The organism is Streptomyces sp. NPDC004732 (assembly GCF_040609235.1).
Classification (GTDB): domain Bacteria; phylum Actinomycetota; class Actinomycetes; order Streptomycetales; family Streptomycetaceae; genus Streptomyces.
On the sequence record NZ_JBEXJR010000010.1, the window covers coordinates 271,561 to 295,631 of the forward strand.

Annotated in this window: 25 protein-coding genes and 1 tRNA gene; 14 read left to right on the top strand and 12 right to left on the bottom strand. The window is 70.6% G+C overall.

The annotated features are described in order from the left end of the window. Positions 1-166: 166 nt before the first annotated feature. The 3 genes from dhbC to ABZV77_RS30005 all read left to right on the top strand — a co-directional run bounded on the left by dhbC (position 167) and on the right by ABZV77_RS30005 (position 3,819). Complete coding sequence (gene dhbC, locus ABZV77_RS29995) at positions 167-1,390, top strand: isochorismate synthase DhbC (RefSeq protein ID WP_356263330.1); 1,224 nt, start codon at positions 167-169, stop codon at positions 1,388-1,390. Positions 1,391-1,476: 86 nt separating this feature from the next. After that, entirely contained in the window at positions 1,477-3,093 is a 1,617-nt protein-coding gene (locus tag ABZV77_RS30000; RefSeq protein ID WP_356263634.1) for a (2,3-dihydroxybenzoyl)adenylate synthase, read from the top strand. A 78-nt stretch (positions 3,094-3,171) separates the two neighbouring features. Beyond that, on the top strand, positions 3,172-3,819 hold the full coding sequence (locus tag ABZV77_RS30005; protein WP_356263332.1) for an isochorismatase family protein: 648 nt from the start codon (positions 3,172-3,174) through the stop codon (positions 3,817-3,819). Here the strand turns inward: ABZV77_RS30005 and ABZV77_RS30010 are convergent. Next, entirely contained in the window at positions 3,794-4,285 is a 492-nt protein-coding gene (locus ABZV77_RS30010) for a MarR family transcriptional regulator (protein ID WP_356263335.1), read from the bottom strand. The two genes, ABZV77_RS30005 and ABZV77_RS30010, sit on opposite strands and share 26 nt — an antisense overlap. A 119-nt stretch (positions 4,286-4,404) precedes the next feature. On the opposite strand from ABZV77_RS30010, the gene ABZV77_RS30015 reads away from it, so the two are divergent. The 5 genes from ABZV77_RS30015 to ABZV77_RS30035 all read left to right on the top strand — a co-directional run bounded on the left by ABZV77_RS30015 (position 4,405) and on the right by ABZV77_RS30035 (position 6,615). Further along, positions 4,405-4,821: an organic hydroperoxide resistance protein gene (locus tag ABZV77_RS30015; protein WP_356263337.1), complete on the top strand. Its 417-nt coding sequence runs from the start codon at positions 4,405-4,407 to the stop codon at positions 4,819-4,821. Positions 4,822-4,910: 89 nt separating this feature from the next. Then, positions 4,911-5,447, top strand: coding sequence for a cupin domain-containing protein (locus ABZV77_RS30020; RefSeq protein WP_356263340.1), 537 nt, complete (start codon positions 4,911-4,913; stop codon positions 5,445-5,447). A 205-nt stretch (positions 5,448-5,652) separates the two neighbouring features. Next, positions 5,653-5,725, top strand: a tRNA-Arg gene (locus ABZV77_RS30025). A 180-nt stretch (positions 5,726-5,905) separates the two neighbouring features. Further along, positions 5,906-6,172: a hypothetical protein gene (locus tag ABZV77_RS30030; RefSeq protein ID WP_356263343.1), complete on the top strand. Its 267-nt coding sequence runs from the start codon at positions 5,906-5,908 to the stop codon at positions 6,170-6,172. Beyond that, entirely contained in the window at positions 6,169-6,615 is a 447-nt protein-coding gene (locus ABZV77_RS30035) for a hypothetical protein (RefSeq protein ID WP_356263345.1), read from the top strand. The genes ABZV77_RS30030 and ABZV77_RS30035 overlap by 4 nt, the downstream gene beginning before the upstream one ends. Positions 6,616-6,754: 139 nt before the next feature. On the opposite strand, the gene ABZV77_RS30040 is transcribed toward ABZV77_RS30035, so the two are convergent. Continuing rightward, complete coding sequence (locus ABZV77_RS30040) at positions 6,755-7,063, bottom strand: hypothetical protein (protein WP_356263348.1); 309 nt, start codon at positions 7,061-7,063, stop codon at positions 6,755-6,757. 443 nt (positions 7,064-7,506) lie between these two features. Between ABZV77_RS30040 and ABZV77_RS30045 the strand changes: the two genes are divergently transcribed. After that, positions 7,507-8,025 carry a hypothetical protein gene (locus ABZV77_RS30045; RefSeq protein WP_356263350.1) on the top strand — a complete coding sequence of 173 codons (519 nt, stop codon included), beginning with the start codon at positions 7,507-7,509 and terminating at the stop codon, positions 8,023-8,025. 239 nt (positions 8,026-8,264) lie between these two features. Here ABZV77_RS30045 and ABZV77_RS30050 read toward each other — a convergent pair whose 3' ends face one another. The 7 genes from ABZV77_RS30050 to ABZV77_RS30080 all read right to left on the bottom strand — a co-directional run bounded on the left by ABZV77_RS30050 (position 8,265) and on the right by ABZV77_RS30080 (position 14,701). After that, entirely contained in the window at positions 8,265-8,831 is a 567-nt protein-coding gene (locus ABZV77_RS30050) for a hypothetical protein (protein ID WP_356263353.1), read from the bottom strand. Continuing rightward, positions 8,828-9,349 (bottom strand): hypothetical protein, encoded by a 522-nt coding sequence (locus tag ABZV77_RS30055; RefSeq protein ID WP_356263355.1) that lies wholly within the window; start codon positions 9,347-9,349, stop codon positions 8,828-8,830. The genes ABZV77_RS30050 and ABZV77_RS30055 overlap by 4 nt, the downstream gene beginning before the upstream one ends. 122 nt (positions 9,350-9,471) lie before the next feature. After that, a complete protein-coding gene (locus ABZV77_RS30060) occupies positions 9,472-10,686 on the bottom strand; it encodes a helix-turn-helix domain-containing protein (RefSeq protein WP_356263358.1) in 1,215 nt (404 codons plus the stop codon). Positions 10,687-10,769: 83 nt separating this feature from the next. Continuing rightward, positions 10,770-11,510 (bottom strand): class I SAM-dependent methyltransferase, encoded by a 741-nt coding sequence (locus ABZV77_RS30065; protein ID WP_356263361.1) that lies wholly within the window; start codon positions 11,508-11,510, stop codon positions 10,770-10,772. A 71-nt stretch (positions 11,511-11,581) separates the two neighbouring features. Continuing rightward, positions 11,582-12,793 (bottom strand): ATP-binding protein, encoded by a 1,212-nt coding sequence (locus tag ABZV77_RS30070; protein WP_356263364.1) that lies wholly within the window; start codon positions 12,791-12,793, stop codon positions 11,582-11,584. Between the two features lie 5 nt (positions 12,794-12,798). Continuing rightward, positions 12,799-14,361, bottom strand: coding sequence for a circadian clock protein KaiC (gene kaiC, locus ABZV77_RS30075; protein WP_356263366.1), 1,563 nt, complete (start codon positions 14,359-14,361; stop codon positions 12,799-12,801). 1 nt (position 14,362) lies between these two features. Beyond that, positions 14,363-14,701 carry a circadian clock KaiB family protein gene (locus ABZV77_RS30080; RefSeq protein ID WP_356263369.1) on the bottom strand — a complete coding sequence of 113 codons (339 nt, stop codon included), beginning with the start codon at positions 14,699-14,701 and terminating at the stop codon, positions 14,363-14,365. Positions 14,702-14,868: 167 nt separating this feature from the next. On the opposite strand from ABZV77_RS30080, the gene ABZV77_RS30085 reads away from it, so the two are divergent. Further along, on the top strand, positions 14,869-15,579 hold the full coding sequence (locus ABZV77_RS30085; protein WP_356263372.1) for a response regulator transcription factor: 711 nt from the start codon (positions 14,869-14,871) through the stop codon (positions 15,577-15,579). 215 nt (positions 15,580-15,794) lie between these two features. Here ABZV77_RS30085 and ABZV77_RS30090 read toward each other — a convergent pair whose 3' ends face one another. Both ABZV77_RS30090 and ABZV77_RS30095 read right to left on the bottom strand, forming a co-directional pair. Further along, entirely contained in the window at positions 15,795-16,274 is a 480-nt protein-coding gene (locus ABZV77_RS30090) for a response regulator (RefSeq protein WP_356263375.1), read from the bottom strand. Between the two features lie 152 nt (positions 16,275-16,426). Continuing rightward, on the bottom strand, positions 16,427-17,371 hold the full coding sequence (locus ABZV77_RS30095) for a hypothetical protein (RefSeq protein WP_356263378.1): 945 nt from the start codon (positions 17,369-17,371) through the stop codon (positions 16,427-16,429). Between the two features lie 161 nt (positions 17,372-17,532). Here ABZV77_RS30095 and ABZV77_RS30100 point away from each other — a divergent pair, with 161 nt between their 5' ends. Continuing rightward, on the top strand, positions 17,533-18,939 hold the full coding sequence (locus ABZV77_RS30100) for a cytochrome P450 (RefSeq protein ID WP_356263380.1): 1,407 nt from the start codon (positions 17,533-17,535) through the stop codon (positions 18,937-18,939). A gap of 221 nt (positions 18,940-19,160) precedes the next feature. Here the strand turns inward: ABZV77_RS30100 and ABZV77_RS30105 are convergent, their stop codons facing one another. Further along, positions 19,161-19,619 carry a PPOX class F420-dependent oxidoreductase gene (locus tag ABZV77_RS30105; RefSeq protein ID WP_356263383.1) on the bottom strand — a complete coding sequence of 153 codons (459 nt, stop codon included), beginning with the start codon at positions 19,617-19,619 and terminating at the stop codon, positions 19,161-19,163. Positions 19,620-19,813: 194 nt separating this feature from the next. Between ABZV77_RS30105 and ABZV77_RS30110 the strand changes: the two genes are divergently transcribed. The 3 genes from ABZV77_RS30110 to ABZV77_RS30120 all read left to right on the top strand — a co-directional run bounded on the left by ABZV77_RS30110 (position 19,814) and on the right by ABZV77_RS30120 (position 24,033). After that, positions 19,814-21,097 carry an MFS transporter gene (locus ABZV77_RS30110; RefSeq protein ID WP_356263386.1) on the top strand — a complete coding sequence of 428 codons (1,284 nt, stop codon included), beginning with the start codon at positions 19,814-19,816 and terminating at the stop codon, positions 21,095-21,097. 212 nt (positions 21,098-21,309) lie between these two features. Then, the gene (gene snpA, locus ABZV77_RS30115) at positions 21,310-21,990 is read left to right on the top strand and encodes a snapalysin (protein WP_356263389.1); all 681 of its coding nucleotides are present in this window, start codon (positions 21,310-21,312) and stop codon (positions 21,988-21,990) included. A gap of 99 nt (positions 21,991-22,089) precedes the next feature. Further along, positions 22,090-24,033, top strand: a complete 1,944-nt coding sequence (locus ABZV77_RS30120) for a transglycosylase domain-containing protein (RefSeq protein ID WP_356263392.1) — start codon at positions 22,090-22,092, stop codon at positions 24,031-24,033. Positions 24,034-24,071 lie beyond the last annotated feature (38 nt).

A 24,071-nucleotide genomic window follows, 5' to 3' on the forward strand; every position in this document is an offset into this window, starting at 1 on the left:
CGAGCGCGCACGCACCCCGCACCCCCTCCCCCGCGCACACCCGAGCCCGCACACACCCCGCGTCCCCACCCACACCCACACACCCGAGCCCACACGCACCCCGCACTCACCCCGCACCCCCTCCCCCGCACACACACCCGAGCCCCACCCGAGAATTGGAGCCACTGTGTCGACGGCACCCGAGGTCGCCACGCACGACAAGCCCGCCCCGCTCGTCACGACCGCCGAGCAGGCCAACCCCGTGGTAGGAGCGGCCACTTCGCTCCTCGGCGCCTACACCCCGGGCGAGCACTTCCTCGCGACGCCCACCCGCACCCTGCTCGCAGACGGCGTGCACGCGGAAGTACCGCACGACGACCGGCCGTTGCCGCAACGCGTAGCCGCCGCCCTGACCGACGCGCGCCGCGCCGGGATCGCCGAGCCGCACGTCATCGGCGCGGTCCCCTTCGACCACACCGAACCCGCCGCGCTGGCCGTCCCCGCGACCCTGCGCACCGCACCCCCGCTGGCCGCGGACCCGTTGATCGCGCTGCCCGTAGAGACGGCGGACGCCACCGGCTGGCGGATCCGCCCGGTCCCCTCCCCCGAGGAGTACGGCGCGGGCGTGGCCGCCGCCGTGGACCGCATGTGGCGCGGCGACTTCAGCAAGGTCGTCCTCGCCCGCACCCTCGAACTCACCGCGCCCGCCCCGCTGGACCTCCCCGCGATGCTCCAGCGCCTGGCCCGCCGCGACCCCTCCGGCTACACCTTCGCGCTGCCGACGGCGCCCGGCCGCACCCTCATCGGCGCGAGCCCCGAACTGCTCGTCTCGCGCCACGGCAACCAGGTCGTGGCGAACCCCCTCGCCGGTTCGACGCCGCGCAGCGACGACCTCGCCGAGGACGTGCGCCGCGCCGCCGCACTGCTGGAGTCGGCCAAGGACCTGCACGAGCACTCCGTGGTGGTGGACGGCGTGCACCAGGCGCTTGCGTCCTTCTGCACGGACCTGACCGTCCCGGCCCGCCCCACCCTCGTCCGCACCGCGACCATGTGGCACCTGTCCACCACGGTGACCGGCACCCTCACGGACCCCGACGTCTCCGCCCTCGAACTGGCCTGCGCGCTGCACCCCACCCCGGCGGTGTGCGGCACGCCCACGGCGACCGCGCGCGAGGTGATCCGCGAGACGGAGCCGTTCGACCGCGGGTTCTTCACCGGCGTGGTCGGCTGGGGCGACGCGCACGGCGACGGCGAGTGGGTCGTGACGATCCGCTGTGCCGAGGCGGAGGAACGCAGTCTGCGGCTGTACGCGGGTGCGGGCGTGGTCGCCGCGTCGGACCCGGCGGCGGAGACCGCGGAGACGGGCGCGAAGTTCCGTACGTTCTTGGACGCGGTGGGGGCGAACCTGTGAACACTGACGCACCCGAGGCACCCGAGGCACCCGAGGCACCCGAGGCACTCAAGGCACCCCACACACCTGCCGCACCGGACGCCCCCCTGTGGCCAGAGGAGTTCGCGGAGCGCTACCGCGCCGCGGGCTGGTGGCAGGGCGAGACCTTCGGCGAGATGCTGCGCGAGAGAGCCACCGAGCACCCGGACCGCATCGCGATCGTGGACCCGGGCAGCAGACCCGCGCGCCGCTGGACGTACGGAGAACTGGACCGCAGGGCGGACCGCCTGGCGGCGGGCCTGCTGGCGCGCGGGATCGGCAAGGGCGACAAGGTGGTCGTCCAGCTCCCCAACATCGCCGAGTTCTTCGAGACGGTCTTCGCACTGTTCCGCATCGGCGCGCTTCCGGTCTTCGCGCTGCCCGCGCACCGCGAGACGGAGATCCGCTACTTCTGCGAGTTCACCGAGGCGGCCGCGTACGTCATCCCGCAGCAACTCGGCGGCTTCGACTACCGCGGCCTGGCGGCGAAGCTGGTCGACGAGATCCCGACGCTGCGGCACGTGTTCGTGGCGGAGGGCGACGCGGGCCCGTTCGAGGCACTGTCGGACGTGCCCACGGACCCAACCGGCCCCGCCCCCTCCCCTCCCACCCCCTCCGACCTGGCGTTCCTCCAGCTCTCCGGCGGCAGTACGGGCGTACCGAAGCTCATCCCGCGCACCCACGACGACTACATCTACTCCCTGCGCGGCTCGAACGAGATCTGCGGGGTGGACGAGGACAGCGTCTACCTGGTGGCCCTCCCCGCCGCCCACAACTTCCCGCTCTCGTCGCCGGGTTCGCTCGGCGCACTCCACGCGGGCGCCCGCGTCGTGCTCTGCCCGCAGCCGAGCCCGGAGACCGCCTTCCCCCTCATCGAGTCCGAGGGCGTCACGATCACGGGTCTGGTCCCGCCGCTCGCCCTCCTGTGGACGGAGGCGGTGCCGGTGACCGCGTACGACCTGAGCAGCCTGGACGTACTCCTGGTGGGCGGCGCGAAGTTCAGCGAGGAGGCGGCGCGCCGGGTGAAGCCCGCCCTCAACTGCACGTTGCAGCAGGTCTTCGGCATGGCGGAGGGCCTGGTCAACTACACGCGGCTCGACGACAACCCGGAGACGATCGTCACCACGCAGGGCCGCCCGATCTCGCCGGACGACGAGATCCGTGTCGTCGACGACGAGGACAACGACCTGCCGGTCGGCGAGACGGGCCACCTGCTGACGCGCGGCCCGTACACGATCCGCGGCTACTGGCGTGCTCCCGAGCACAACGCCCGCTCCTTCACACCCGACGGCTTCTACCGCACGGGCGACGTGGTGCGGCTGACCGGGACCGGCCACCTCGTCGTGGAGGGCAGGGCGAAGGACCAGATCAACCGGGGCGGCGAGAAGATCGCGGCGGAGGAGGTCGAGAACCACATCCTGGCCCACCCGTCCGTGCACGACGCGAACGTGGTCGCCGAGCCCGACGCGTACCTGGGCGAGCGGACCTGCGCGTACGTGATCCTGCGCGCGGGTGCCGAGCCCATGAAACCGGCCGCCATCAGGAAGTTCGTACGAGAGCGAGGCCTCGCTTCCTACAAGGTGCCCGACCGCGTCGAGTTCGTGGAGGTCTTCCCGCAGACGGGCGTAGGAAAGATCTCGAAGAAGGCACTGAGGGCAGCATCGTCCGAGCCATCCCCGCTCTGACCCCTCCGATCAGCTCCCCCACTCGCCTCCCTTCCTCCTCCCCCCTCCCCCCTCCTCCGAACGGAACTGCCCACCACCATGGCCCTCCCCGCCATCACCCCCTATCCGATGCCGTCGCCCGACGAGCTGCCCGCGAACCGCGTCGACTGGCAGGTCGACCCGTCCCGCGCGGTACTGCTCGTGCACGACCTGCAGAACTACTTCCTCTCGGCGTACGACCGCACGGCCTCCCCCGTACCGGAACTCCTGTCCCACGTAGCCGAGTTGAAGAAGACCGCGGACCGTGTCGGCATCCCGGTCGTGCACACCGCACAGCCCGGCGGCCAGTCCCCCGCCGAGCGCGGCCTCCAGCAGGACTTCTGGGGCCCGGGCCTGCCCGACGACGCGGAGGCGGCGGCGATCGCCCCGGAGATCGGCCCGGCGCCCGCAGGGACGGTCCTCACCAAGTGGAAGTACAGCGGCTTCGTCCGCACGGACCTCCTGGAGCGCCTGCGCGAACAGGGCAGGGACCAGCTGGTCATCACCGGCATCTACGCGCACATCGGCGTACTGATGACGGCGTGCGACGCGTGGATGCAGGACATCCAGGCGTTCGTGGTGGCCGACGCGGTGGCGGACTTCTCGGCGGACGACCACGCGATGGCGCTGCGCTGGGCGGCGGGGAAGTGCGCGGTGGTGACGACGACGGAGGCGGTATTCGCTACGGCGAGCCAGGACACGCCCTAGCCTCACGGCCGCCCTCGCTGGAACCGCCGGACCCCCCGTCGAGGGCGGCCGTGAGCCGATTGAGCCGCGCCCGCAGATCCCGCACCTCGTCCAGCGAGAGCCCGGTGGACTCGGCTATGGCGCGGGGCACGGCGCGGGCCCGCTCGCGCAGGGCGCGCCCTTCCTCGGTGAGCCGCACGGCGACGGACCGCTCGTCCTCGGCGCTCCGTCGCCGCTCGACGTGCCCGGCCGCTTCGAGCCGCTTCAGCAGCGGTGAAAGCGTGCCCGAGTCGAGCCGCAGCCGCTCGCCGATCTTCTTCACGGGCAGTTCGTCGTGCTCCCAGAGCACGAGCATGACGAGGTACTGCGGGTAGGTCAGCCCGAGATCTTTCAGCGCGGTCCGGTAGACCCCGTTGAAGGCGCGGGCGGCGGCGTGCAGCGAGAAGCAGATCTGCTCATCGAGCCGGAGAAAGTCCTCGTCGTCCATGGCTCCAGGCTACAACGCAACCCAATGCGCCCCATTAAGTTGTGCACAACTCAATTGCGTGCTCTACTTGTGATGTCAGGCTGAGAGATGTCAGACCGAGAGACGAGGACGGGATTCCCATGGACGCGCTGTACACCGCAGTAGCCACCGCCAACGGCCGCGAGGGCCGCGCCGTCAGCTCCGACGGCAAGATCGACCTGCCGCTCGGCTTCCCCAAGGCACTGGGCGGCAACGACCAGGGCACCAACCCCGAGCAGCTCTTCGCCGCGGGTTACGCCGCGTGCTTCGCCAGCGCGATGGGCAACATCGCGCGCCAGGAGAAGATCGACGTGTCGGAGGTCTCCGTGACGGCGGAGGTCAGCATCGGCAAGGACGAGGCGGACGGCGGCTTCGGCCTCGCCGTGGTCATGCGCGCGGAGCTCCCCGACCACCTTCAGGGCCCCGCGGGCGAGGACCTCCTGAAGAAGACCCACGCGTTCTGCCCGTACTCGAAGGCGACGCGCGGCAACATCCCGGTGGAACTGGTCATCGAGTAACGAGCTCCCGACCCGAGCTTCCCTTGAGGTAAGGGTCGTAACGTGGCTGCGATCACTACTGTCCACGGTCCACGCAAGGAGTTGATCGCATGAGCGACCTCATCCGCCTGCCCGGCGAGGGGCGCAAGCTGGTCACGAAAGCACAGGAAGTGACCTTCAAGGCCACCGGGGCGCAGGGCTCCTCCGCGTCCATCTTCGAGGTGGTGGTGCCGCCCGGGTTCGACACGGGCGGCCACTACCACGAGGAGGCGGAGGAGTTCTTCTACATCCTGGAGGGCGAGTTGGAGCTGCTGGCCTTCGAGCCCGCCGAACGTACGGACGACTGGCTCGACTGGGAATCGGTCGACGGCGACAGGGTCGTACGCGCCCCGGCGGGCAGCAGCATGTTCGTACCGCCCAACACCCCGCACGCGTTCCGCAACGCCACGGACAAACCAGTCCGCATGCTGTTCCAAAGCAATCCGTCACCCGAGCACGAGCAGTACTTCGAGGAGATAGCGGAGATCTGGTCGGCCGGTGACTCGGTGGACCCCGAGGCGGTGAGGCGCATGCGAACCCGTTACGACGTCAAGCAGATCACGCCCATGCGCTTCAAGCCGCCGGTGGTGGCGGCGAGCACATCCTGACGCGACACCACCGCGACAGAGGCCGTCGACCCTCACCCACCCGAGGGCCGACGGCCGCACCCGCTCCATCCCCCGCCCCACCACCGGACCCTCATCCGCTACCCTGTCTGGGACTGCCGTCCACGGCGGTCACAGATCTTGCAAGAACCGAGTGAGCACTCACCCAGTAACACAGAGTGCCCACCCACGTTCCACGCAGGACCCCGCCTTCGTAGCTCAGGGGATAGAGCACCGCTCTCCTAAAGCGGGTGTCGCAGGTTCGAATCCTGCCGGGGGCACAACGCGTTACCGCTCCATCCGGGGTTCATCCTCCAGGAGGCGCGCCGGTCGGCCTCAGGCTCCCCGCCTGGGGCCGTTTTGCGTGAACGGACGGAGAGTCGGTCTCCCGAAATATCACACAGAGGATCTGCACCATCCGGCGCAGGCCCCGAACCGACCAGGCGTGACATACTCAGAGTATGGCAACTCGGAAGATCACTATCACCGTGCCGGAAGAGCTGGTGGAATCGATCAAGGAACGCGTCGACGCACGTGGAGTGTCCGGCTACATCGCGGCCGCTGCCGCTCATCAGGATGCTATGGACCGACTGCGTGAGCTGGCCGGACGCCTTGAGGAAGAGCACGGCGTTGTAACGGACAACGAGCAGCAGGCAGCACTCGACCGCATCGCCGCCATTGACGGCTGGCATGACGAGCGACAAGCACATTCAGACGAGGCCGCGTGAGCCGCACCACCCGGGCGAAGCTGCACCACCCGCGACAGCGCGTCTTCGTGTTCGACTCCGAGGCTCTGTCCAAGGCAGTTCAGGGCGATCGGGAGATGGCTGCGCTGATCAAGGCAGCTCCGCGGCTAGACATCCCGATCGTCACCTCATCGCTCACGACCCTGGAAGCATGGGATCCTCGCGAAACGTCGAGGCAGGCACTGTGGAACTGGACGCTGTCCCGGATCCGCGTCGTGCACACGGACGACTGGGTGATCGCCATGGCACGCGACATGCTGAAGGCAGCTGGCCTGCACGGGCACAAGTACGCCATCGACGCGATTCTGGCGGCTGTGGCCGGGCGGGAAGCCGCGCAGGGAGCTGAGGCAACCGTCTTCACTTCCGACACCGACGACATGAATCAACTTCTCGCGGGACACTCCGTGCGAGTCGAGAAGGTCTGACGAGACGCCGCCTGCACCAAGCTGGCCGCCGGGACGGAAGACCCCACGCACTTTCCACAAGTCGCGAGGGTACGAGGACATCGGCCCAGAGCCAGGTGTCTCCGACTCCGCCAAGGACCGTGGACGGCCGATCGTGCCGTCACACCGCAGGCGGCTCAGCATTGTTGACGGAGACGATCAGATACGGGTCGATCTGCAACCAGAAGGCAGCGCCGCCCCGTTGGACCGCACCGTCGAATCCCATACCACTCAGCCGCTCCCATGCGGCAAGGACGTTGGTGACCGCGACACGGAGTTGGGCTCCCGGAACGTCCGTGGCCTGTTCCTTTCGGTACCGCTGCCTGATGACCAAGTTCTCGTAGGAGACCCAGTCCTTGCCGCGGCGGGACGCGGTCATCCCCAGAGCTGTGAGGGCTTCGTTCACGCGGCCGATGTCGGTGACAGGCAAGTACGCTCCCTGCAGGCGGGGTTGCGCAGCCGATCGGTTAACGACGTCCGCTGGCGGTTCCGCGCGAGGTACGTCGTGGACATCTCCTGTCTTCACGCGCCGCACCCCCCGGATGAGGAAAAGGTTCTGGCTCGGATTGCGCGCAATCGGGCACGGCGAAAGCTCGCCGCCCGGGGACAAGTTCGCAGACCGGCCACCGCCAGGCCCCTGGGAGGTTAGAGGGCCGGGCGGTGCTCGGCACAGGGCGAGTCAGGCACCGTACCGAGGTGGGGTGCATGACATCCCATCTCGGAATGCGAGGCGCCGGAAGCGTGTGCGCACCGCACGCGAATGCATTCCGTTCACACGGGGTGTGCGGGCCAAGGGTTGGCCGGGCGGGTCGGACGCGAGTACAAATGGCGAGGGGCCACAGGAGCATCACCACGAACCGGAGCGAAGCGGGTTTGTCGAAGCTGCACGTCATTACGGGGGCGCCCGGAGCCGGGAAGTCCACGCTCCTGCGGCACCTGAAGGACTACCCGTTCGCCACCGTCGATTTCGACGAGCTGCCGGACCCCGACGGCCACCTGATGGGCATCGACATCACCTCGCCCACCGCGAGCGCCGTGTGGCCCGCCTACAACAGGCTCTGGGTGAAGATCGCGGGGATGCTGCTCAGGACAGGCGGGCCGGTGCTGCTCATGTGCCCGCTGACACCTGAGGAATGGGCCAGTGCGGCCGAGGACGCCGTGGATCCCCCGCGTACCGACTGGGCGCGCCTCGATTGCAGCGACGCCGAGCGGCGCACCCGCCTCGCCGCTCGCGGCTGGGAGTCCGACGAGGTCGAGGAAGCGATCAAGGACGCGGAGGAACTCCGGGCCTCGGTGGACCGAGAGTTCACCACCGGCGGCCGCGGCCCTGCCGAGGTCGCCGCGGCCGTCGCCGACTGGGTCAGCGACAGCTCGGGGCGACGCGCTCAGTAGGGCCCGAGGCGGCTCAGTTCGCCGGTCCGCCTGCATGCCAGTACGGGTTGTCCAGGATCGCGTTCTGTCGGCGCACGATTGCGGCCGTGTGTGCGGGTGTCGGGCCGAGGGGTGTGCAGACCGGGCAGATGCGGGTGCCCGTCGAGCTGCGGATGGTGCGGAGTGGTGGTCCCTGGTGCGTCGAGCAGGTCGGGCCGCCGGTCAGTGAGCGGGTGTTGTCGTGTGGTGGCTCCCAGGTGTCATGGGTCTTGCCGACTGGGTCGGACTGTCGCGTCTGCTGCGGCTGCTGCGGCTGCTGCTTCGAGTTCGTCCGTGCTTGCCCGGAACTCGTCGAACTCACCCGCGATCACGCCGTCGAAGAACTTGCTGATCTCCACCCTGCTCATGAGCAGCACCGGGGCGGCCGGGTCCTTGTCGTCACTGATGGCGATCATGCGGGTGCCGTCGAGGATGCTGTAGTGCGGGTGCCCCATAGCGGGTGGCGCCGCCGCGAGGATCACGCAGTCCTTCAGGATCGGGTCGAGGTCGGTGCGGCCCGCCTTGCGCCAGTCCAGGCGCGGCGCGTTCCAGTTGTCGTAGGGGATCGTGGTCCGGCCGTTGGTGAGCGTGCCCATGGGGCGCCTCCTGGTGAGTGGGGCGGTCCCGGAGAGCGCGCAGCGCGTGGCCCTGTGGGCGCGGCGCAGTCGCTCCCCCGCCGGGCAGTAGCTCTCGACCCGGCAGGGAGCGCAGCCGTCGAAGTGGGCGAGGAGGTCGCCGTACGCCCGTTGCGCCTGCCGTTCCTCGGCGGTCGTCTCGGGGAGGGTCACGGCTGCCTCCCACCGGACTCACTGCGGGCGATACGCACCAGTGCCGCGACCGACTGGACGGGGCACAGGTCGCCGACGATGCGGGGCCGCACTGCCCAGTGCAGGCCCGTCGGGCCGGTGAGGTCGGAGGCCGGGACGGACAGATATCCGCCCTTCCCCAGCATCGGGGCCTCGCCGTACTCCTGTATCCACCGTGTGGTGGGCGTGCGCTCCACGAGTGGGTAGTACTGGTGTTGTACGCGGTTGTGGATGACCGGGCCGTCCAGCAGCTCGGCCAGCGTTGCGGTCACGATGTCCAGGTCGTCGGTTCCGACCGTCGCGTGCACGAGGCGGGCGGGCAGACACACCACGTTGAACCGTGTGCCGAGCGGCAGCAGTGCGATCCCTCGCTCCGCCCACTCCCGATGGGCCTGGCGCGGCTCGTCCTGCGCACGCGCCAGCCAGTCGAAGGCCGCGCTCATCAGCCTTGGGGATTCGCCGCGTCCCGTGCCGAAGGCGGCGTCCGTCATCTCGGCCATGTCGACTCCAGCTCGGTCGGCCATGCCCCGCAGCCGTTCGCGCGGTCGCCGGGCTCTGTCCGACCTATGGAAGCGGTTCGCTACACAGCGTCACAGGGACGTAGCGTCCTACTTTCTCGACGCTAATCGGCGACTCCCAGAAACTCCGCCAACGGCCGCAGGCCAGCAGGGTGGTTGGGAAGTGCCCAGAGGTCACGCACGATCGCCACGGCCAGCGTGTGGTGCTGCATCCAGGTCGGCGCGACACGACGAAGGGACTCCAGGGCCTTCACGGCTTCTGCCGCGCTCCCCAGGTCCGTGTGGGCTCGGGCCACGTCCAGCAGCAGCCATGTGCGCCAAGAGGGCGGAGTGTCCGCGCTCAGCCGCATGCCCTTGGCCAGCTTCAGCGCTTCCTCGGGGTGCCCGTACTGAACGGCCAGGCGGACCCGCTCGATGCGTACGGACGACGGGCTGAAGACGCTGACCATACGGCTGTCACTGCCCTGCGGCAGCTTGGTCACGCGGGCTGCCTCGTGCTCTGCGTTCGCCATCAACTCGGCAGCGCGGTCGTAGTCGTTGCTGCGCGCGGCCGACGTGGCGGCCGACATGGTCAGGGCGCCCCAGACCTTCAGACCGTCGGCAGTCGCCGTGTGCCCGCCGTCCTTGGTGGCGCCTGCCGCGTTCAGGGCGATGCTCAGGGCGTCGCCTAGGCGCCCCTGCCGCTGGTACGTCCATGCGACCGAGTTGACGATCATCGGGCGCAGCAGGGGGTCGGAGGACCGACCCGCGGCCTCTATGGCGCGCTCCAGGCTGATGAGCGCGAGATCCGTCTTTCCCATCCGCACCGCGACGTGCCCGGCCAGTTGGAGGGCCTTGGCCAGCGCGGCGAAAGCGGCGCCGCGGTCGTCGCCGTCGTTCGAGACCGTGGCCGAGCGCGCGTCGGAAATCAGGTCGGGCAGGGCCTTCATCACCGAGTCGAACTCGGCGGAGTGGTACTGCGTCCAACCGTCCGCGATCTGCTCACGCAGGCTGTCCAGGGAGAAGCCGGGTCCCGGCGGCTCGGGCTCCGGTGCCCAGAGCACCGGCATGATGGCGCGCCGTACCGCCACGAAGCGCGGCCCGTCGTTCTCCCCGGTCGAGGCGACGGCAGGGGGGTCGCCGAGGAGCGTCGTCAGCTCCACGCCGAGGCCGTTCGCCAGCGCGTGCAGCGTGGGCAACCGCGCCGAGTGTTTACGTTGCTGCTCCAGCTGCCGGATGACGTCGACGGACACGCTCGAGCGCTCCGCCAGTTCCTCTTGCGTCAGGCCCGCCAGGCGACGCAAGCGGCGAAGGGTCCGTCCCAGGTCGTCATTTGCCACGCCGTCACGGTACGCCGCCCCGGGCAGGGAACGTCGGGTTCTGCGTATTGGCGGCAAGTGGCGGGCCAGAGGCGCGGCGGAGCCTACGGCTTGTGGGTTACCCAGAGCAGTTCCGCCGGCCAGCGGTGGGCCCAGTCGGGTGGGGTGGTTTTGTTGTAGCCGTTGGGTGTTTCGGGGGCGGGGCGCGGTTCGATGAGGTCGTCGATGATGAGGCCCGCTCCGCGCAGGACCCTGACCCAGTCGCCGTAGGTGAGTTGGTAGCTGGTCGCGTCGTCGCCCTCGGCGATGGTGTGCAGGCCGAAGTAGTCCTGTTGCAGCGTCGTGGTCACATGGCTGGCGGCTTCGTCGTAGCAGGCTTCGAACCAGGGGCTGGCGACGTTGAACACCAGGCGCCCGCCTGGGCGCAGGACGCGTGCGGCCTGGGGGACGGCCAGGTGCGGGGGTGCCCAGCTGAGGCCGCCGAAGTCGCAGAACACCAGGTCGAAGCTGGCGGTGGCGAAGGGGAGTTGTTCGGCGGCGGCTTGTACCAGGGGGTAGTGGACCGGACCCATCGCGCGTGCTGCTGCGGCCAGTTGGGCGTCGGACAGGTCGAGTCCGACCACGGTGGCGCCCTCGGCGACCAGCGCCCTGGACCACTGGCCCGCGCCGCAGCCGAGTTCGAGGACGCGCTTGCCGGTGACGTCGCCCAGGGCCTGCAGGTGCGCGTCGGGGATGGAGTACATGCCCCACAGCCGGGGTGCGGCGCCGATCTGCGGGTCGTGCTCGTGCTGGTAGGAGCCACTGATCCGGTTCCAGAGCCGCCTGTTGGCGGGGATGCTGTCCACGTGCCGACTCCAGCACTGGCTGCCGGGGGTGGTCAACACGATTAAGGGGGCAGGGGGGCGGGGACTGGCCCTCACGGTTCCTCCGGGCCGGGCGGCGCCCGCCGTAGCCGCAGGCAGAAGACCGAACCCGGCCCCTCCCCCGGCTCGTACCACGCGTCCCCGCCGCCCGCCCGCGCCAGATTGCGGACGATCCACAGGCCGAGGCCCGCGCCCCCCTGCTGGCCGGGCCTCCAGGTGTGCGACCCGCCGCGCGGCCCACCCGGAGCGGGCGGCACTCGGCTGAAGCGTCGGAAGAGGCGCGGCACGGACTCGGGGGGTACGCCCGGGCCTTCGTCGCGTACGCGGATCTCGACGGCGTCCGGCGATTCCGTGACGTGGATCGCGTAGGGCGGGGCGCCGTGTGTGAAGGCGTTCTCCAGGTAGTTCGTCAGCATTTCCCAGGCATCGCCGCGGTCCACGTACGCCACCACGCCGGGCGCGCAGTCCACCTCCGTCTCGGGGGCGTCCTCCGGCACCGCGCCGACGAGTTCGAGGACGAGTTCGAGGACGGGGACGGGGCGCGGAGTCACGTGCGTGGCCTTCGCGTCGATCCTTGCCGCGGCCAGGTGTTTGCGTACCAGGCTCTGGAGCATCTCGGTGCTCTCGACGATGCGGTGTGCGATGTCCGTCCGCTGCTCGTCGGTCAGGGCCGCACCCGCGTCCCGCAGGGTGTGCGCGAGCACGCCGATCGTGGCCAGCGGGTTGCGCAGCTCGTGTGCGGTGACGGCGATCACCGTGTCCTGCCGGGCCAGGGCCGCCTCCAGCGCGCGCTGCGTCCGGCGCCGCTCGGTGACGTCCCGCAGCGTCGCGATGTAGAGGCGTTCACCGGAGGAGTGCGTCGCCGTCACTCGCATCTCGACCACCCGTCCCGAGCCGGACGGCAGGACGAGGTCGATCTCGGTCGTCCCTCCGGCCGTCAGCGGGAAACCGAAGGCGAGGCCGGGGAGTTCACCGGCCGGTCGGCCGAACAGCTCCGCGGCGGCCGGGTTGCAGAGCCTGATGAGCCCGTCCTCGTCGACGGCGACGATCCCGTCGGGCGCCGCGGCCACGACCGCCTCGATCCGATGATGACCGTGACCGTGGCCATAACCGTGCGGGGCGGTGCCCGGGACGTGGTCCGGGTCAGACTCCACGGACTCTGCAGACTCCGCGCGCACCGCGGGCTCGCTGCGCTCCGGGAGCTCGCCGGGACCCTCCACCCCGTCGACCCGGTCCGCACCGCCCCGAGAATCGGAGTCAGTCACGGGACTCAGCCGTCACGGTCCGCGTCGGGACGCCGCGCGCTCCAGGGCCCGCCCTGCGGCTCCCCGCCGGACGGCGACGCGCTCTGGTCCAGGCCGCCGGGCGGCGGGTAGGCCGTGCTGAGCACACTGGAGAGGTCGGTCATCGGCTCGCCGATGTGCATGCCCGTGTCGTCGATCTCGAACCGGCGGATGCTGTGGTCGTGGACGGAGCCGCGGGTCTGCAGGACGGCGATGCCGCGCTGGATCTGGCCCCGGGCCTCCACGTAGCGCATCAGGATGGTCACGTCGGTGAGGCTGGCGACCTCCATCGCGATGGCGGGGGTGACGGTCGGGGTGACCCGGCCGGTGGGGGCCGAGGTGAGCAGGGTCGTGATCTCGCGGCTCCGCAGGACCGCGCCCAGGGCGATGACGAAGTCGAGCAGTGCGCGCGAGCTCACGATGCGTTCGAGCGCGGAGAGGGTGTCGATGGCCACGCGGGACGGGCGGAACTCCTCGATGACGCGGCGTACCCGGAGGAAGTGCTCCTCGGGGGAGGCCACTTCGGGGTACTCGGACACGACTCGGAGTAGGCCCGAGGCTTCCATGGCGTCGAGGTCGAGGCCCCAGCTCGCGGCGTTGCGGCTGAGCTGTTCGTGGGTCTCGTCGAAGGTCTGGAGCAGGCATCGCTCACCGGCCTCGACGGCCGAGGCCGCGAAGAACAGGCTCGTCAGCGTCTTGCCGGTGCCGGTGGGTCCGGTGAGCAGCACGATCGAGTCGCGGAAGAAGCCGCCGCCGCACATGGCATCCAGGTCGGGGTTGCCGGAGGAGACACGTTCGGTCGACGCGCGCTCGCGCGACTGCAGGAAGGCGAGGGGCATGATCACGATGCCCTCCTGCGGGCCGATGGTGAACAGCCACTCGCCGGTACGGTGCGAGGTGCCGCGGAACTTGACGATCTCGATGGTCCTGCGGCGCCGCTCCTGCCGCAGCACGTTGCGCAGGATGATCACGTTGTCCAGGACGAACTCCTCGACGCCGAACCGCGACACGCTGTTGTACTCCACGGACCGCTCCGCGGTGACCACGGTCGTCACACCGAGAGCGTTCAGGGCCGAGACGATCCGGAGCAGCTCGTGGCGCACGACGCCGATGCCGGTGAAGTTGGTGAGGACCGCGCCGATCGAGTCGAGCGTGACGCGCCGGGCGCCGATCCGGCGGACGGCGTGCTCGATCCGGGCCGTCAGGGCGCCGAGGTCGTACGACCCGATCGTCGGGGCCTCCTGAGTGATCCTCGCCGAGGCGTCGACGAAGGCCCACTTTCCGGCGGCCTCCCAGTCCGTGATGGGAAAGCCCAGGGAGGTGACGTTGGTCCGGATGTCGTCGGGCTCCTCCTCGAAGGTGACGAACACCCCGGGGTCGCCGTGGTTCTGCACGCCGCGGGCGAGGAACTCGATGGCGAACAGGGTCTTGCCACTGCCCGTCGTACCGGCCACCAGCGTGGAGCGCCCCTCGGGCAGACCGCCGAGGGCGATCTGGTCGAAGCCGTTGATTCCGGTGGGGATCCTCGGGATGCCGTCGATTCCAGTCATCTCAGCCCTGCCTCTTCCGAGACCGTTCGTCCGGGTCCGGTAACCCGAGCGCGAGAGCGGCACGATTCTGGTCGGACAGGTCCCCGATGACGCGCCGCTGAGGGAGCGGCGAGAGCCTGATGACGGTCGGGGTCGCCAGGATGTGCTCCGCCTCGGCCAGTTCGGGGTGCTGCATGGCGTCGATCACCGTCAGCTCGTAGCCGTCCACGAGCCGGGCGTCGCACAGCGTCAGCAGGTTCGACCGCGCGGCGTCGGAGCGTTCCGTCGCCCCGGCCACGAAGAGCGTGAAGGAGTACGCCGCCGGTCCGCGGCACGGGTGCGGGTCGTCGGCACTGCTCATCGTGAAGCCTCCGCCGTATGGCTGTCCCACTTCTCAAGTTAGGCAACGTCGGCATCGCCTGCCAGAGCCTCGCGGAAGGCGGAGCGCCCGTTCTCGGACATACCGGGGGCTCCGCGGCTACGCTCGAACGACGTACCACCGTACGGGCGTTGTCGCGAGGACCAGCCATGATCCGAACACTTGTGGTCGAGGACCAGCGGACGCTGGCGGACGCGCTGGAGATCGCGATCGGGGCGCAGCCCGACATCGCGTGCGTCGGCGCCGTGGGCTCGGTCGAACAGGCCCTTCCGCTCGTCGCCGCACACAGCCCCGACGTGGTGCTGATGGACATTCATCTGCCGGGCGCCGACGGCATCGAGGGCACCCGGCGGATCAGGGCCGGACACCCCCGCACCCGGGTGCTCCTGCTCACCGCCGACACCGACCCCGGGCAGCTGGTGGCCGCCACCGCGGCGGGCGCGGCCGGATTCCTCGCCAAGGACGGGCCGTTCCCCGCCGTGCTCGCGGCCATCCGGGCCCCGGCCGAGGGTCCGATGTACGTCGAGGAGTCCACCCTCGGCATCCTCGTCGCGGCACTCGGCCCCGCGTCCGGTGCGGCGGCACCGCGACGCAGCGGTGGCGAGAACCGGTCGCCCGGCGAGGTACGGAGCAGGCTCACCACCCGGGAGATGGAGGTCCTCCGGCTGATGGGCCGGGGGCTCGGTCCCCGGGCGATAGCCGAGCGGCTCGTGGTGAGCCCGCACACCGCGCGCGGCCATGTGAAGCGCGTCATGGCGAAGCTGGGTGCGCACAGTCAGCTGGAGGCGGTCGTCATCGCCGCCAGGTCCGGGCTGCTGCGGGTGGCCGCGGGGCAGGATTCCGATCTCCCTGACTCCTGAACAGACAGCCCAAGTGGGCTGCAAGGTCAGCCCACTTGGGGCTGCTGCCCGCCGCGCCCGCTCCCTAGCATTACTGGTGTGCGGACGGTGCCCTCCCGCCGATGGAGGGCACCGAGGCCACCGCCGCCGATCGCGCCGATCTCCCGCGAACAGGGTCCCGTGCACGCACCGCGCACGGGACCCTGTGCGTCACCGGCCGCGGGCGGAAGGGACCTTCACGACTCGTCCCGTGCGCCGTCTTTCGTCGGCGCGACGAACCCGGACTTCACCTGGGCCCGGAGTTCGTCGATCTCCCGCTGCATGGACTTGATCTGGCCGTACGTCTCGAAGAGGTAGCGGGCCTTCGTACGGAGCGTCAGGGGATCTATCGGCTTCAGGGCCACGTCCGCCACGCCCAGCCGGAACGCCGTGGCGGAGATCTCCCGGCTGACGTCGAAGCCGGTCAGCAGGACGATCGGTATGGCGCGGGTCTGCTCCAGGCGGCGCACGTAGCGCACGACGTCGAGGCCGCTCACGCCCGGCATGCGTACGTCGAGCAGGATCAGCCCGACGTTCCCCCGCAGTATCACCCTGAGAGCGTCGTCGCCGCTGGAGGCACTCACCAGCGGATAGCCGAGAGGGGCCAGCGCGCTCTCCAGCGCGAACAGGGTGTCCTTGTGGTCGTCGACGACCAGGATCACGGAGTTGGTCAGCATGGACTGAGGCCCCCTCTGTCAGTAACCACGCTAAACCGACACCGGGGTGCGTAATCCGTGTGTCACCACACGGGCCGTAACTATGTTCATGACCGCAGTATCAGCAGCAACAGAGAAAAAAGCGCCCCCTTCCCGCCCTCTGGCTCCCGCACTCAGGTGCGGATGCGGACTCCGTGGCGGGTGCGCATGCGGTGGAGCTCCCACAGGGCCACCGCCGTCACGGAGACGGGGCCGCCCAGGATCGCGCCCCACTGCGCCGCCGGGGGGCCGTGCGGCAGCCCGCCGTCCAGCGCGACGCTGCAGAGCATCAGCTCCCAGACGAGTACGACGGTGAGCGCGGCCGGGAGCGCGGCATGCACGTTGGACGTGTTGAAGGCGTAGCGGGCGGCGTACGCGGAGGCGAAGGCGAGGAACGGGAGCAGCCAGATCAGGCCGATGAGCAGGACGAGGGCCACCAGGCCGTTCAGGAGCGTGCCGTAGTTCTGCTTGAGGAGCAGGGCGCTGCCCACCAGGACCAGGACCACCCCCACCAGGATTCCGACGTACCAGCCCACCGCCTTGAGCGGCGCGCGCAGTCGGGAGCGCAGGACGCGCCGCTGGTCGGCGGGTGCGTAACGGATGAAGCCGAGCACCACCAGCGGTCCGGTGAAGATGAGCAGCAGCGGAGCCAGGATCAGCTTCACCACGCCGTCGTTGGCGACTCCGCTCCAGCCCTCGTCCGCGCCGTACGCGTACACCAGGAGGAGGCTCGCGGCCGCGCCCACGATCGCGCGCCACAGCTGCACCTGCGTCACCAGACGGTCCTCGACGCGGCCCGCGCCGGGCTGGTTGAAGATCGCCTCGGCGCGGCGGCGGGCGGAACGGATCACCGGGACCAGCGGTGAGACGAACAGGAATCCCCAGAGGGTGCGCCGTCGTCGGGCGGGCCGTGGCGGGTGAGGGTGCGGCGGGTACGGGTGCGGGTTCGGGTAGGGGTTCGGGGGCGCGTAGGGGGCCGGGATGTGCGGGTGGTTCGTGCCCGGGTGCGGGGGCGGCGCGCCGCCTCCCTGCGGCTGACCGTTCGCCGGTCCCCAACCCTGGTATCCCCCGTGTGCCATGGGTCTTTCCCGCCCTTTCCCTACTCTTCTTGGTTCCTCTCGGCGCTTCTCGGCGCTTCTGAGCGCGCGCAGTTTACTGGCCGAAAACGTCCTGGCGCCGTACCTGTGCGGTTCGTTGGCCTGAGGGCATCGGTGATCGTCGTCGTTACGGAGGTAGTGCCATGGGTAGTGCTCTGCGGATTCCTGGGCCGGAGCTGTGCGAGGACGGTGGGGTCGGGGCGATCTCGGCCGCGGGCGGACTGCATCTCTACCAACTGCGGCTGCATGCCGAGTACGGGTCCGTGGTGCGGTTCCAGTTGCCGGGCGCGGGGGTCGCCGTGTCCGTCTCCGATCCTCTGCTGCTTGAGGACACCGCCCGGATCGACGAGCGGCCCGCGCCGCTGTTCGCGTTTCTGGAACCCCTCTGCGAGGCCGGGAACCTCCAGGTCATCGGGGCCGAGGAACACGGGCCGTGGCGGCGCGTGCTGTTGGAGGTGTTCGCCGGACGGCCTTCGCACGAGCGGCACTTCGGGGAGTTCGTCGCGCTGGTGGAGGCGCTCGCGGACCGTTGGGAGCGGGGCAGCGCCGAGTCCGTCTCGCCCGTCTTCCTGCAGAAGGATCTGACCGCGCTCTCGCTGCGGATGATCTGCGCCTATGCGCTGGGAGGCACCGATGACGGGGTCGTCGAGCCCGAGAAGGTCGTCGACGCCTTCGAAGTCGTGCTCACCGAGTACTTGGGGCGGACCTATCGGGCGGAGGAGGGCGAGGCGGACGAGGCGGACGAGGGCATGAAGCGGGCCGAGCTCGCGCTGTCCTATCTGCGGGACACCGTCGACCGCGTCGTCGCCGCGCACGGGGACGCCCCGCAGAGCGACCGGAGTGGCCGGGACGACCGCAGCGACCGCAGCGATCTCATCAGGGCCCTCCTCGCCGCCGGTACGTCCCCCGCCCGCATCCGCGACACCGTCATGGTGACGATGCTGGCCGCCCACCACACCACCGGCGTCGCCGTCTCCTGGACCCTGCACCTGCTGGGCCGCCACCCCGAAGTCGCCGAGCGCGTCGCCGAGGAGCTCGACCGCGTCCTCGGTGACCGCTCGGCGCCCGACTACGGCGACCTGCGCAGGCTCACGTATCTGGACATGGTCCTGAAGGAGTCGATGCGGCTCTACCCGCCCGGTCCTTACGGGGCCAGGGAGACGACCGAGGACATGGTGCTGGGCGCCGACGGCGAGTACGAGATCCCCGTCGGCACCACCGTCTTCTACCCCTTCTGGGCCGTGCACATGAACCCCGACCACTGGCCCGAGCCCGAGAGGTTCGTGCCCGAGCGGTTCACCCCGGAGGCCGTGGCGGAGCGGCCGCGGCTCGCCCACATCCCCTTCGGGATCGGGTCGCGCAGCTGCGAGGGCGCCGGGCTCGCCATGGTCGAGGCCCAGTTGATGCTGGCCGTGCTGCTCAAGCGGTTCCGGTTCCGGGCCGTCGAGGGGCACGAGGTGACGCCCGTCGAGCGGTTCGTGCTGTGGGCCGCCGAGGACATCCCCATGACCGTCACCCCGCGCGCGGGCGGCCGGGGCCCCAACGGCTGAGAGCCTGTCTTTGAACCCCCGTCGTCCGCGCGAAGCGCGGGCGCAGCGGCGGCCGGTGCGTGCGATCGGTGTGCGGCGTCCCAGGTCATGTGGCGGAGCCACCTGTCCGGGGACTCCGTGCGCCATGGGGGTCCCCCCTGCTCGAGCGCAGCCGAGAGCTCGGGGGAACGCGTGCCGGGCGTCGGGGCGCAGGCGGGGGTTCAAAGACAGGCTCTGACGTCTCAGCCGAGCCGCTCGCCGTACACGTGGTCGATCTTCATCGTCATCAGCACGCGACGGTCGGCCACCATCGCCGCGCGGTACTCGTTCCAGTCCGGGTGCTCCCCGGCCGCCAGGCGGTAGAAGCGCACCAGCGCATCCACCTCGGGCCCTTCGGGGTCGGTGGCCGGTCCCGTGAGGGTCGCCGTGCCCTCGACGGTGGCCCACGAGCGGCCGTCGGGGGTGGTGACCTCCAGCGTGGCGCGCGGGTCCCTGCGCAGGTTCGCCGTCTTGGCGCGGCCCTCGGTCATCGATACGTGGAGGACGTCCGCCTCCCTGTCGTAGCAGGGCGTGACGGGCGAGAGCTGGGGGCGGCCGTCCGTCTTGATCGTCGCGAGGACGCCGAGGCGGGAGGCGGCGAGGAGCGCGCGCGGGTCGAAGGCGGGGGTGGGGGTGGAGGCGGCGGTGGAGGTGTCGGACACGGAGGGCCTCTCAGGGAGTGGAACGGGCTGACGGGGCGGGACTTGAGGCGGCGGCGTCGGAACGCGCGCCTCGTCATCAGCAATTCCTCCCCGGTCCCGGTAATTCCCGGCCGGGGGCCCACTCGGCACGCTCCGGCGGCCACCTATGCTGCCCGCCGGACCGACAACAGCACCGCCGGGGGACCAGGGACGCCATGACCGACATCGAGACCGACACCGATTCCGATTCCGATTCCTCAGCCGGACAGGCACCCCCACCACCCCCTGGCACCACCCCCCGCTCCCCCCGCACCCCCCTTCACACTCCCGCCTTCCGCCGCTTCGTCCTCGCCCAGCTCGTCTCCGCGACCGGGTCCGCGATGGCCCCGCTCGCCCTCGCCTACGCGGTCATCGGCGCGGGCGGCGGCGCCGGGGCCCTCGGTCTGGTGCTGGCCACCAACACCGTGCCGACCGTCGCCTTCCTGCTCGTCGGCGGAGTCCTCGCCGACCGGCTGTCCCGGAGCCGGCTGCTGTTCCTCGGCAATCTGCTCGCCGCGGCCGCGCAGGGCGCCCTCGCCCTGGTCGTGGCGACCGGGCACGCGAGCACCGGGACGATCGCGGCCTGCGGGTTCGTGTCGGGTGTGGCGGTGGCGTTCACCACGCCCGCCGCGCAGGGCGTGGTCACCCAGCTCGTCGCGCCGCACCAGTTGCAGCAGGCCAACGCCCTGCTGCGGCTGCCCACCAACGCCGTCAAGGTGGTCGGGCCCGTGGTCGGCGGGCTGGTCGTCGCGGCGAGCGGGCCCGCGTGGGCGCTCGGCTTCGACGCGCTCACGTTCGCCGTCGCGGCCCTGCTGCTGCTCGGACTGCGGCTCGGCGCCCCGGTGGCGAAGGGCAGCGCCCTCGCCGACCTGCGGGAGGGCTGGTCGGGCTTCTGGTCGCGGACCTGGCTGTGGACGTACACGGCGGCGGGGACCGTGCTCGTCGCCGCGTGGCTCGCGGGCTATCAGCTGCTCGGTCCCGTCGTCACCGAGCAGGAGTACGCGGGGGCCCGCACCTGGGGGCTGGTCCAGGGCGCGTTCGCCCTGGGGCTCCTCGCGGGGACCGTGGTGTGTCTGCGGTGGAAGCCGGAGCGGCTGCTCGTCGTGGCCGTCGCCGCGAGTTCGGGGCTCGCGCTGCCCCTGGCGGGGCTCGCGCTCGGCCTGCCGCTGCCCTGGCTGCTGCTCGCCGCCGTGCTGGCGGGGGTCACGCTGGACGTCGCGGCCGTGACGTGGGTCACGGCGTTCCAACAGAACGTTCCCGAGGCCGAGTTGGGGCGCATGAGCTCCTTCAACCAGGTCGGCGAGCGGCTGGCGATCCCGCTCGGCTATCTCGTCGTCGCGCTCGTCTCGCCCGTGTTCGCCGACCGGTCCGTACTCGCCGTCTGCACGGGGATCATCGTCGCCGCCACCCTCCTCAACCTGTGCGTGCGCGACATCCACCGCATCAGACGGGTGCAGTAGCAAGGGGCGGGCAGCAGGCGGAATACGGCAACTCACTCAGTACGCCAACCAGTTGATGCTTTGACGTTATCGCCGAATGACATCGTTCCGAATGCGCCCCGGCCTCCTGATACTCGTCCCGACCGGAGGCCGCACCCGCAGGCCTCGGGTCCCGGCAGCCCGGACACCCCGGGCGTACCGGCTATCCCGGCCTTCCCGGAAGGGACACCCCCATGAACAGATCCAGAGTCAGCCTCCTCGCCGCCCTCGGCTCGGCCGCCCTCGTGGGCTCGCTGGCCGCCGCGCCGTCGGCGCTCGCGGCCCCGGCGCCCGAGACGGTCAAGCCGACCTCCGCGTACGCCACGTCGGCGTACGCGGGATCGGCCGAGGATCAGGCCGCCAACCAGAAGTTCTTCGACGCCGTTATGAAGTCGGCGCTGAAGAAGCAGGCGGAGAAGCCCGGCATCCAGGTCGTCACCGTCACCTACAACACCAGCCGGGCGCCCAGCTTCCGCAGCCAGATATCCCAGAGCACGCAGATCTGGAACTCCTCGGTCAGCAACGTGAAGCTGCAGGAGACCAGCTCGACCGGTAACTTCCAGTACCGCGAGGGCAATGACTCGCGTGGCTCGTACGCCTCCACCGACGGGCACGGCCGCGGGTACATCTTCCTGGACTACCGGCAGAACCAGCAGTACAACTCGACGCGTGTGACGGCGCACGAGACGGGTCACGTGCTCGGTCTTCCCGACCACTACTCGGGTCCGTGCAGCGAGCTGATGTCCGGTGGCGGTCCCGGCACGTCCTGCACCAACGCGTACCCGAACACGCAGGAGCGGTCGAGGGTCAACCAGCTCTGGGCCAACGGCCTGGCCGTCCTCAAGGACAAGGGCGCGCTGACGAAGGTCCGCTGACCCGCGCGGCCTCCCCCGCGTCCTGGCACAGGCGGACTGTTACGTACCGCTAACGGCCTCCGGGCCAACCCGGCCGCGTGCGGCGCGCTCTCCTCCGGCATGGGTACACATGCTCAGGGGAAGAAGCCGCGTCGCCGCGGCCGGCGACGGATCGTGGACTACCCGCGCGCCGGAAGGAGCGGCGTCCGGCGCTGGCTCCCGTCGTGGCGCCTGCTCCTCGGCACGACGGGGCTCTTCGTCACCGCCGTCGCCGTGCTCTTCGTCTGCGTGTACGTCAGCGTGGACATCCCCGACGAGAACGCGGCGGCCCGCCGCGAGGCCAACGTCTACTACTGGTCGGACGGTTCCCAGATGGTGAGCACCGGGGAGGTCAACCGGCAGAACGTGGAGCTGGACCAGATCGCGCCGTCCGCCGTCCACGCGGTGATCGCCGCCGAGAACGAGACCTTCTACGACGACTCCGGGGTCTCCCTCAAGGGCCTGGCCCGCGCCGCCGTGAACATGGTCCGCGGCCGGGAGACCCAGGGCGGCTCCACGATCACCCAGCAGTACGTGAAGAACACCTACCTCTCGCAGGACCAGACGGTCACGCGGAAGGTCAAGGAGTTCGTGATCGCGCTGAAGGTGGACCGCAAGAAGAGCAAGGACGAGATCCTCAAGGGCTACCTCAACACCAGCTGGTTCGGGCGCGGCGCCAACGGGATCGAGGCCGCCGCCCACGCGTACTACGGCATCCCCGCGAAGAAGCTGGACCCCAGCCAGAGCGCGCTGCTCGCCGCCATGCTGAAGGGCGCGGACCTCTACGACCCGGCGGTAAGCGCCGCCAACCACGAGCGGGCGCGGCAGCGCTGGGCGTGGATCCTGGACCGGCAGGTCGGGGTCGGCCTGATGACGAAGAAGGAGCGGGCGAAGTACCGCACCTTCCCCGAGCCCCGCAGCCGGTCGCGCTCCACCAGCCTCGGCGGCCAGACCGGCTACCTCGTCGACGTCGCGAACCGGTACGTCAAGCAGCACACCGGCCTCACCGACGAGGAACTGGCCCGCGGCGGCCACGAGATCCACACGACGTTCGACAAGGCCAAGGTGCGCGGCCTGGAGCGGGCCGTGCGGCGCGTCGTCGCGCGCGACCTCGATCCGAAGAAGCGCCCCGCCGACCGGTACGTGCAGGTCGGCGCGGCCTCCGTGCGGCCGTCCGACGGGGCGCTCGTCGCGCTGTACGGCGGGCCCGACGCCACCGAGCACTTCACCAACAACGCCGACACCTCGGGCGTCCCCGTGGGCTCGGCGTTCAAGCCGTTCGTGCTGGCCGCGGCGTTGCAGCACGGGGTGTCTGCGCGTGACCTGCCGGTCGCCGGGATCGCGCCCGCCAGAGGTCCCGTGGCCGGGGTGCGGCAGAGCGTCCTGGCCGACAGCCACTACGCGTCCGACGGCACCCTGCAGCGGTCCGACGGCTCCCCCGACCCCGACCGCCCGACGCTGCGCGAGGCGCTGGTGTCCGGCGGCAACGCGACGTACGTACGCCTGGGCAAGGATGTCGGCCAGGACATGGTGCGCCGGACCGCGGTCGCCGCCGGTCTGCTGCGCCAGAGCATGGGCCGCCTGGAGCCGACGTTCTCCATCGGCACCTCCACACCGAGCGCGATCCGCATGGCCACCGCGTACGGGACGTTCGCGAGCGACGGGGTGCAGCGCGACCCCTACTCGGTGACGAAGGTCCTCAAGGACGGCGAACCCCTGCCAGGACTGGCCCCTCCGTCGTCCCGGCGCGCCCTGGACCCGCAGGTGGCCCAGGAGGTCTCCGACGCGCTGCGCTCGGCGGGCAGACACCTCGGCGTGGACGTCGCCGCGGGCCGCACGGGCGACCAGGACCGCCTCAAGTCGGCCTGGTTCACGGGCTTCACGAAGGACCTGTCGACGGCGGTGACGCTGTTCCGGCTGCGGCCCGGCGAGCCGCAGCTCCTTCCGCTGTCGGGCGTGGGCGGGAAGAAGTCGGAGCGCGGCAACGTGCTGCCGCCGCGGATCTGGCAGGAGTACGCGGGGTAGCGCGCGCTCCGGCCATGCCCTCTCCATGCCCTCTCCAT

What these genes read in the sequence shown, in the direction of transcription:
- ABZV77_RS30100 (WP_356263380.1), top strand. Translation starts at nt 17,533, where the DNA reads ATGGGTAGTGCTCTGCGGATTCCTGGGCCGGAGCTGTGCGAGGACGGT.
- ABZV77_RS30030 (WP_356263343.1), top strand. Translation starts at nt 5,906, where the DNA reads ATGGCAACTCGGAAGATCACTATCACCGTGCCGGAAGAGCTGGTGGAA.
- ABZV77_RS30015 (WP_356263337.1), top strand. Translation starts at nt 4,405, where the DNA reads ATGGACGCGCTGTACACCGCAGTAGCCACCGCCAACGGCCGCGAGGGC.
- kaiC (WP_356263366.1), bottom strand. Translation starts at nt 14,361, where the DNA reads ATGACTGGAATCGACGGCATCCCGAGGATCCCCACCGGAATCAACGGC.
- ABZV77_RS30005 (WP_356263332.1), top strand. Translation starts at nt 3,172, where the DNA reads ATGGCCCTCCCCGCCATCACCCCCTATCCGATGCCGTCGCCCGACGAG.
- ABZV77_RS30080 (WP_356263369.1), bottom strand. Translation starts at nt 14,701, where the DNA reads ATGAGCAGTGCCGACGACCCGCACCCGTGCCGCGGACCGGCGGCGTAC.
- snpA (WP_356263389.1), top strand. Translation starts at nt 21,310, where the DNA reads ATGAACAGATCCAGAGTCAGCCTCCTCGCCGCCCTCGGCTCGGCCGCC.
- ABZV77_RS30020 (WP_356263340.1), top strand. Translation starts at nt 4,911, where the DNA reads ATGAGCGACCTCATCCGCCTGCCCGGCGAGGGGCGCAAGCTGGTCACG.
- ABZV77_RS30110 (WP_356263386.1), top strand. Translation starts at nt 19,814, where the DNA reads ATGACCGACATCGAGACCGACACCGATTCCGATTCCGATTCCTCAGCC.
- ABZV77_RS30085 (WP_356263372.1), top strand. Translation starts at nt 14,869, where the DNA reads ATGATCCGAACACTTGTGGTCGAGGACCAGCGGACGCTGGCGGACGCG.
- ABZV77_RS30055 (WP_356263355.1), bottom strand. Translation starts at nt 9,349, where the DNA reads ATGGCCGAGATGACGGACGCCGCCTTCGGCACGGGACGCGGCGAATCC.
- ABZV77_RS30120 (WP_356263392.1), top strand. Translation starts at nt 22,090, where the DNA reads ATGGGTACACATGCTCAGGGGAAGAAGCCGCGTCGCCGCGGCCGGCGA.
- ABZV77_RS30090 (WP_356263375.1), bottom strand. Translation starts at nt 16,274, where the DNA reads ATGCTGACCAACTCCGTGATCCTGGTCGTCGACGACCACAAGGACACC.
- ABZV77_RS30010 (WP_356263335.1), bottom strand. Translation starts at nt 4,285, where the DNA reads ATGGACGACGAGGACTTTCTCCGGCTCGATGAGCAGATCTGCTTCTCG.
- ABZV77_RS30095 (WP_356263378.1), bottom strand. Translation starts at nt 17,371, where the DNA reads ATGGCACACGGGGGATACCAGGGTTGGGGACCGGCGAACGGTCAGCCG.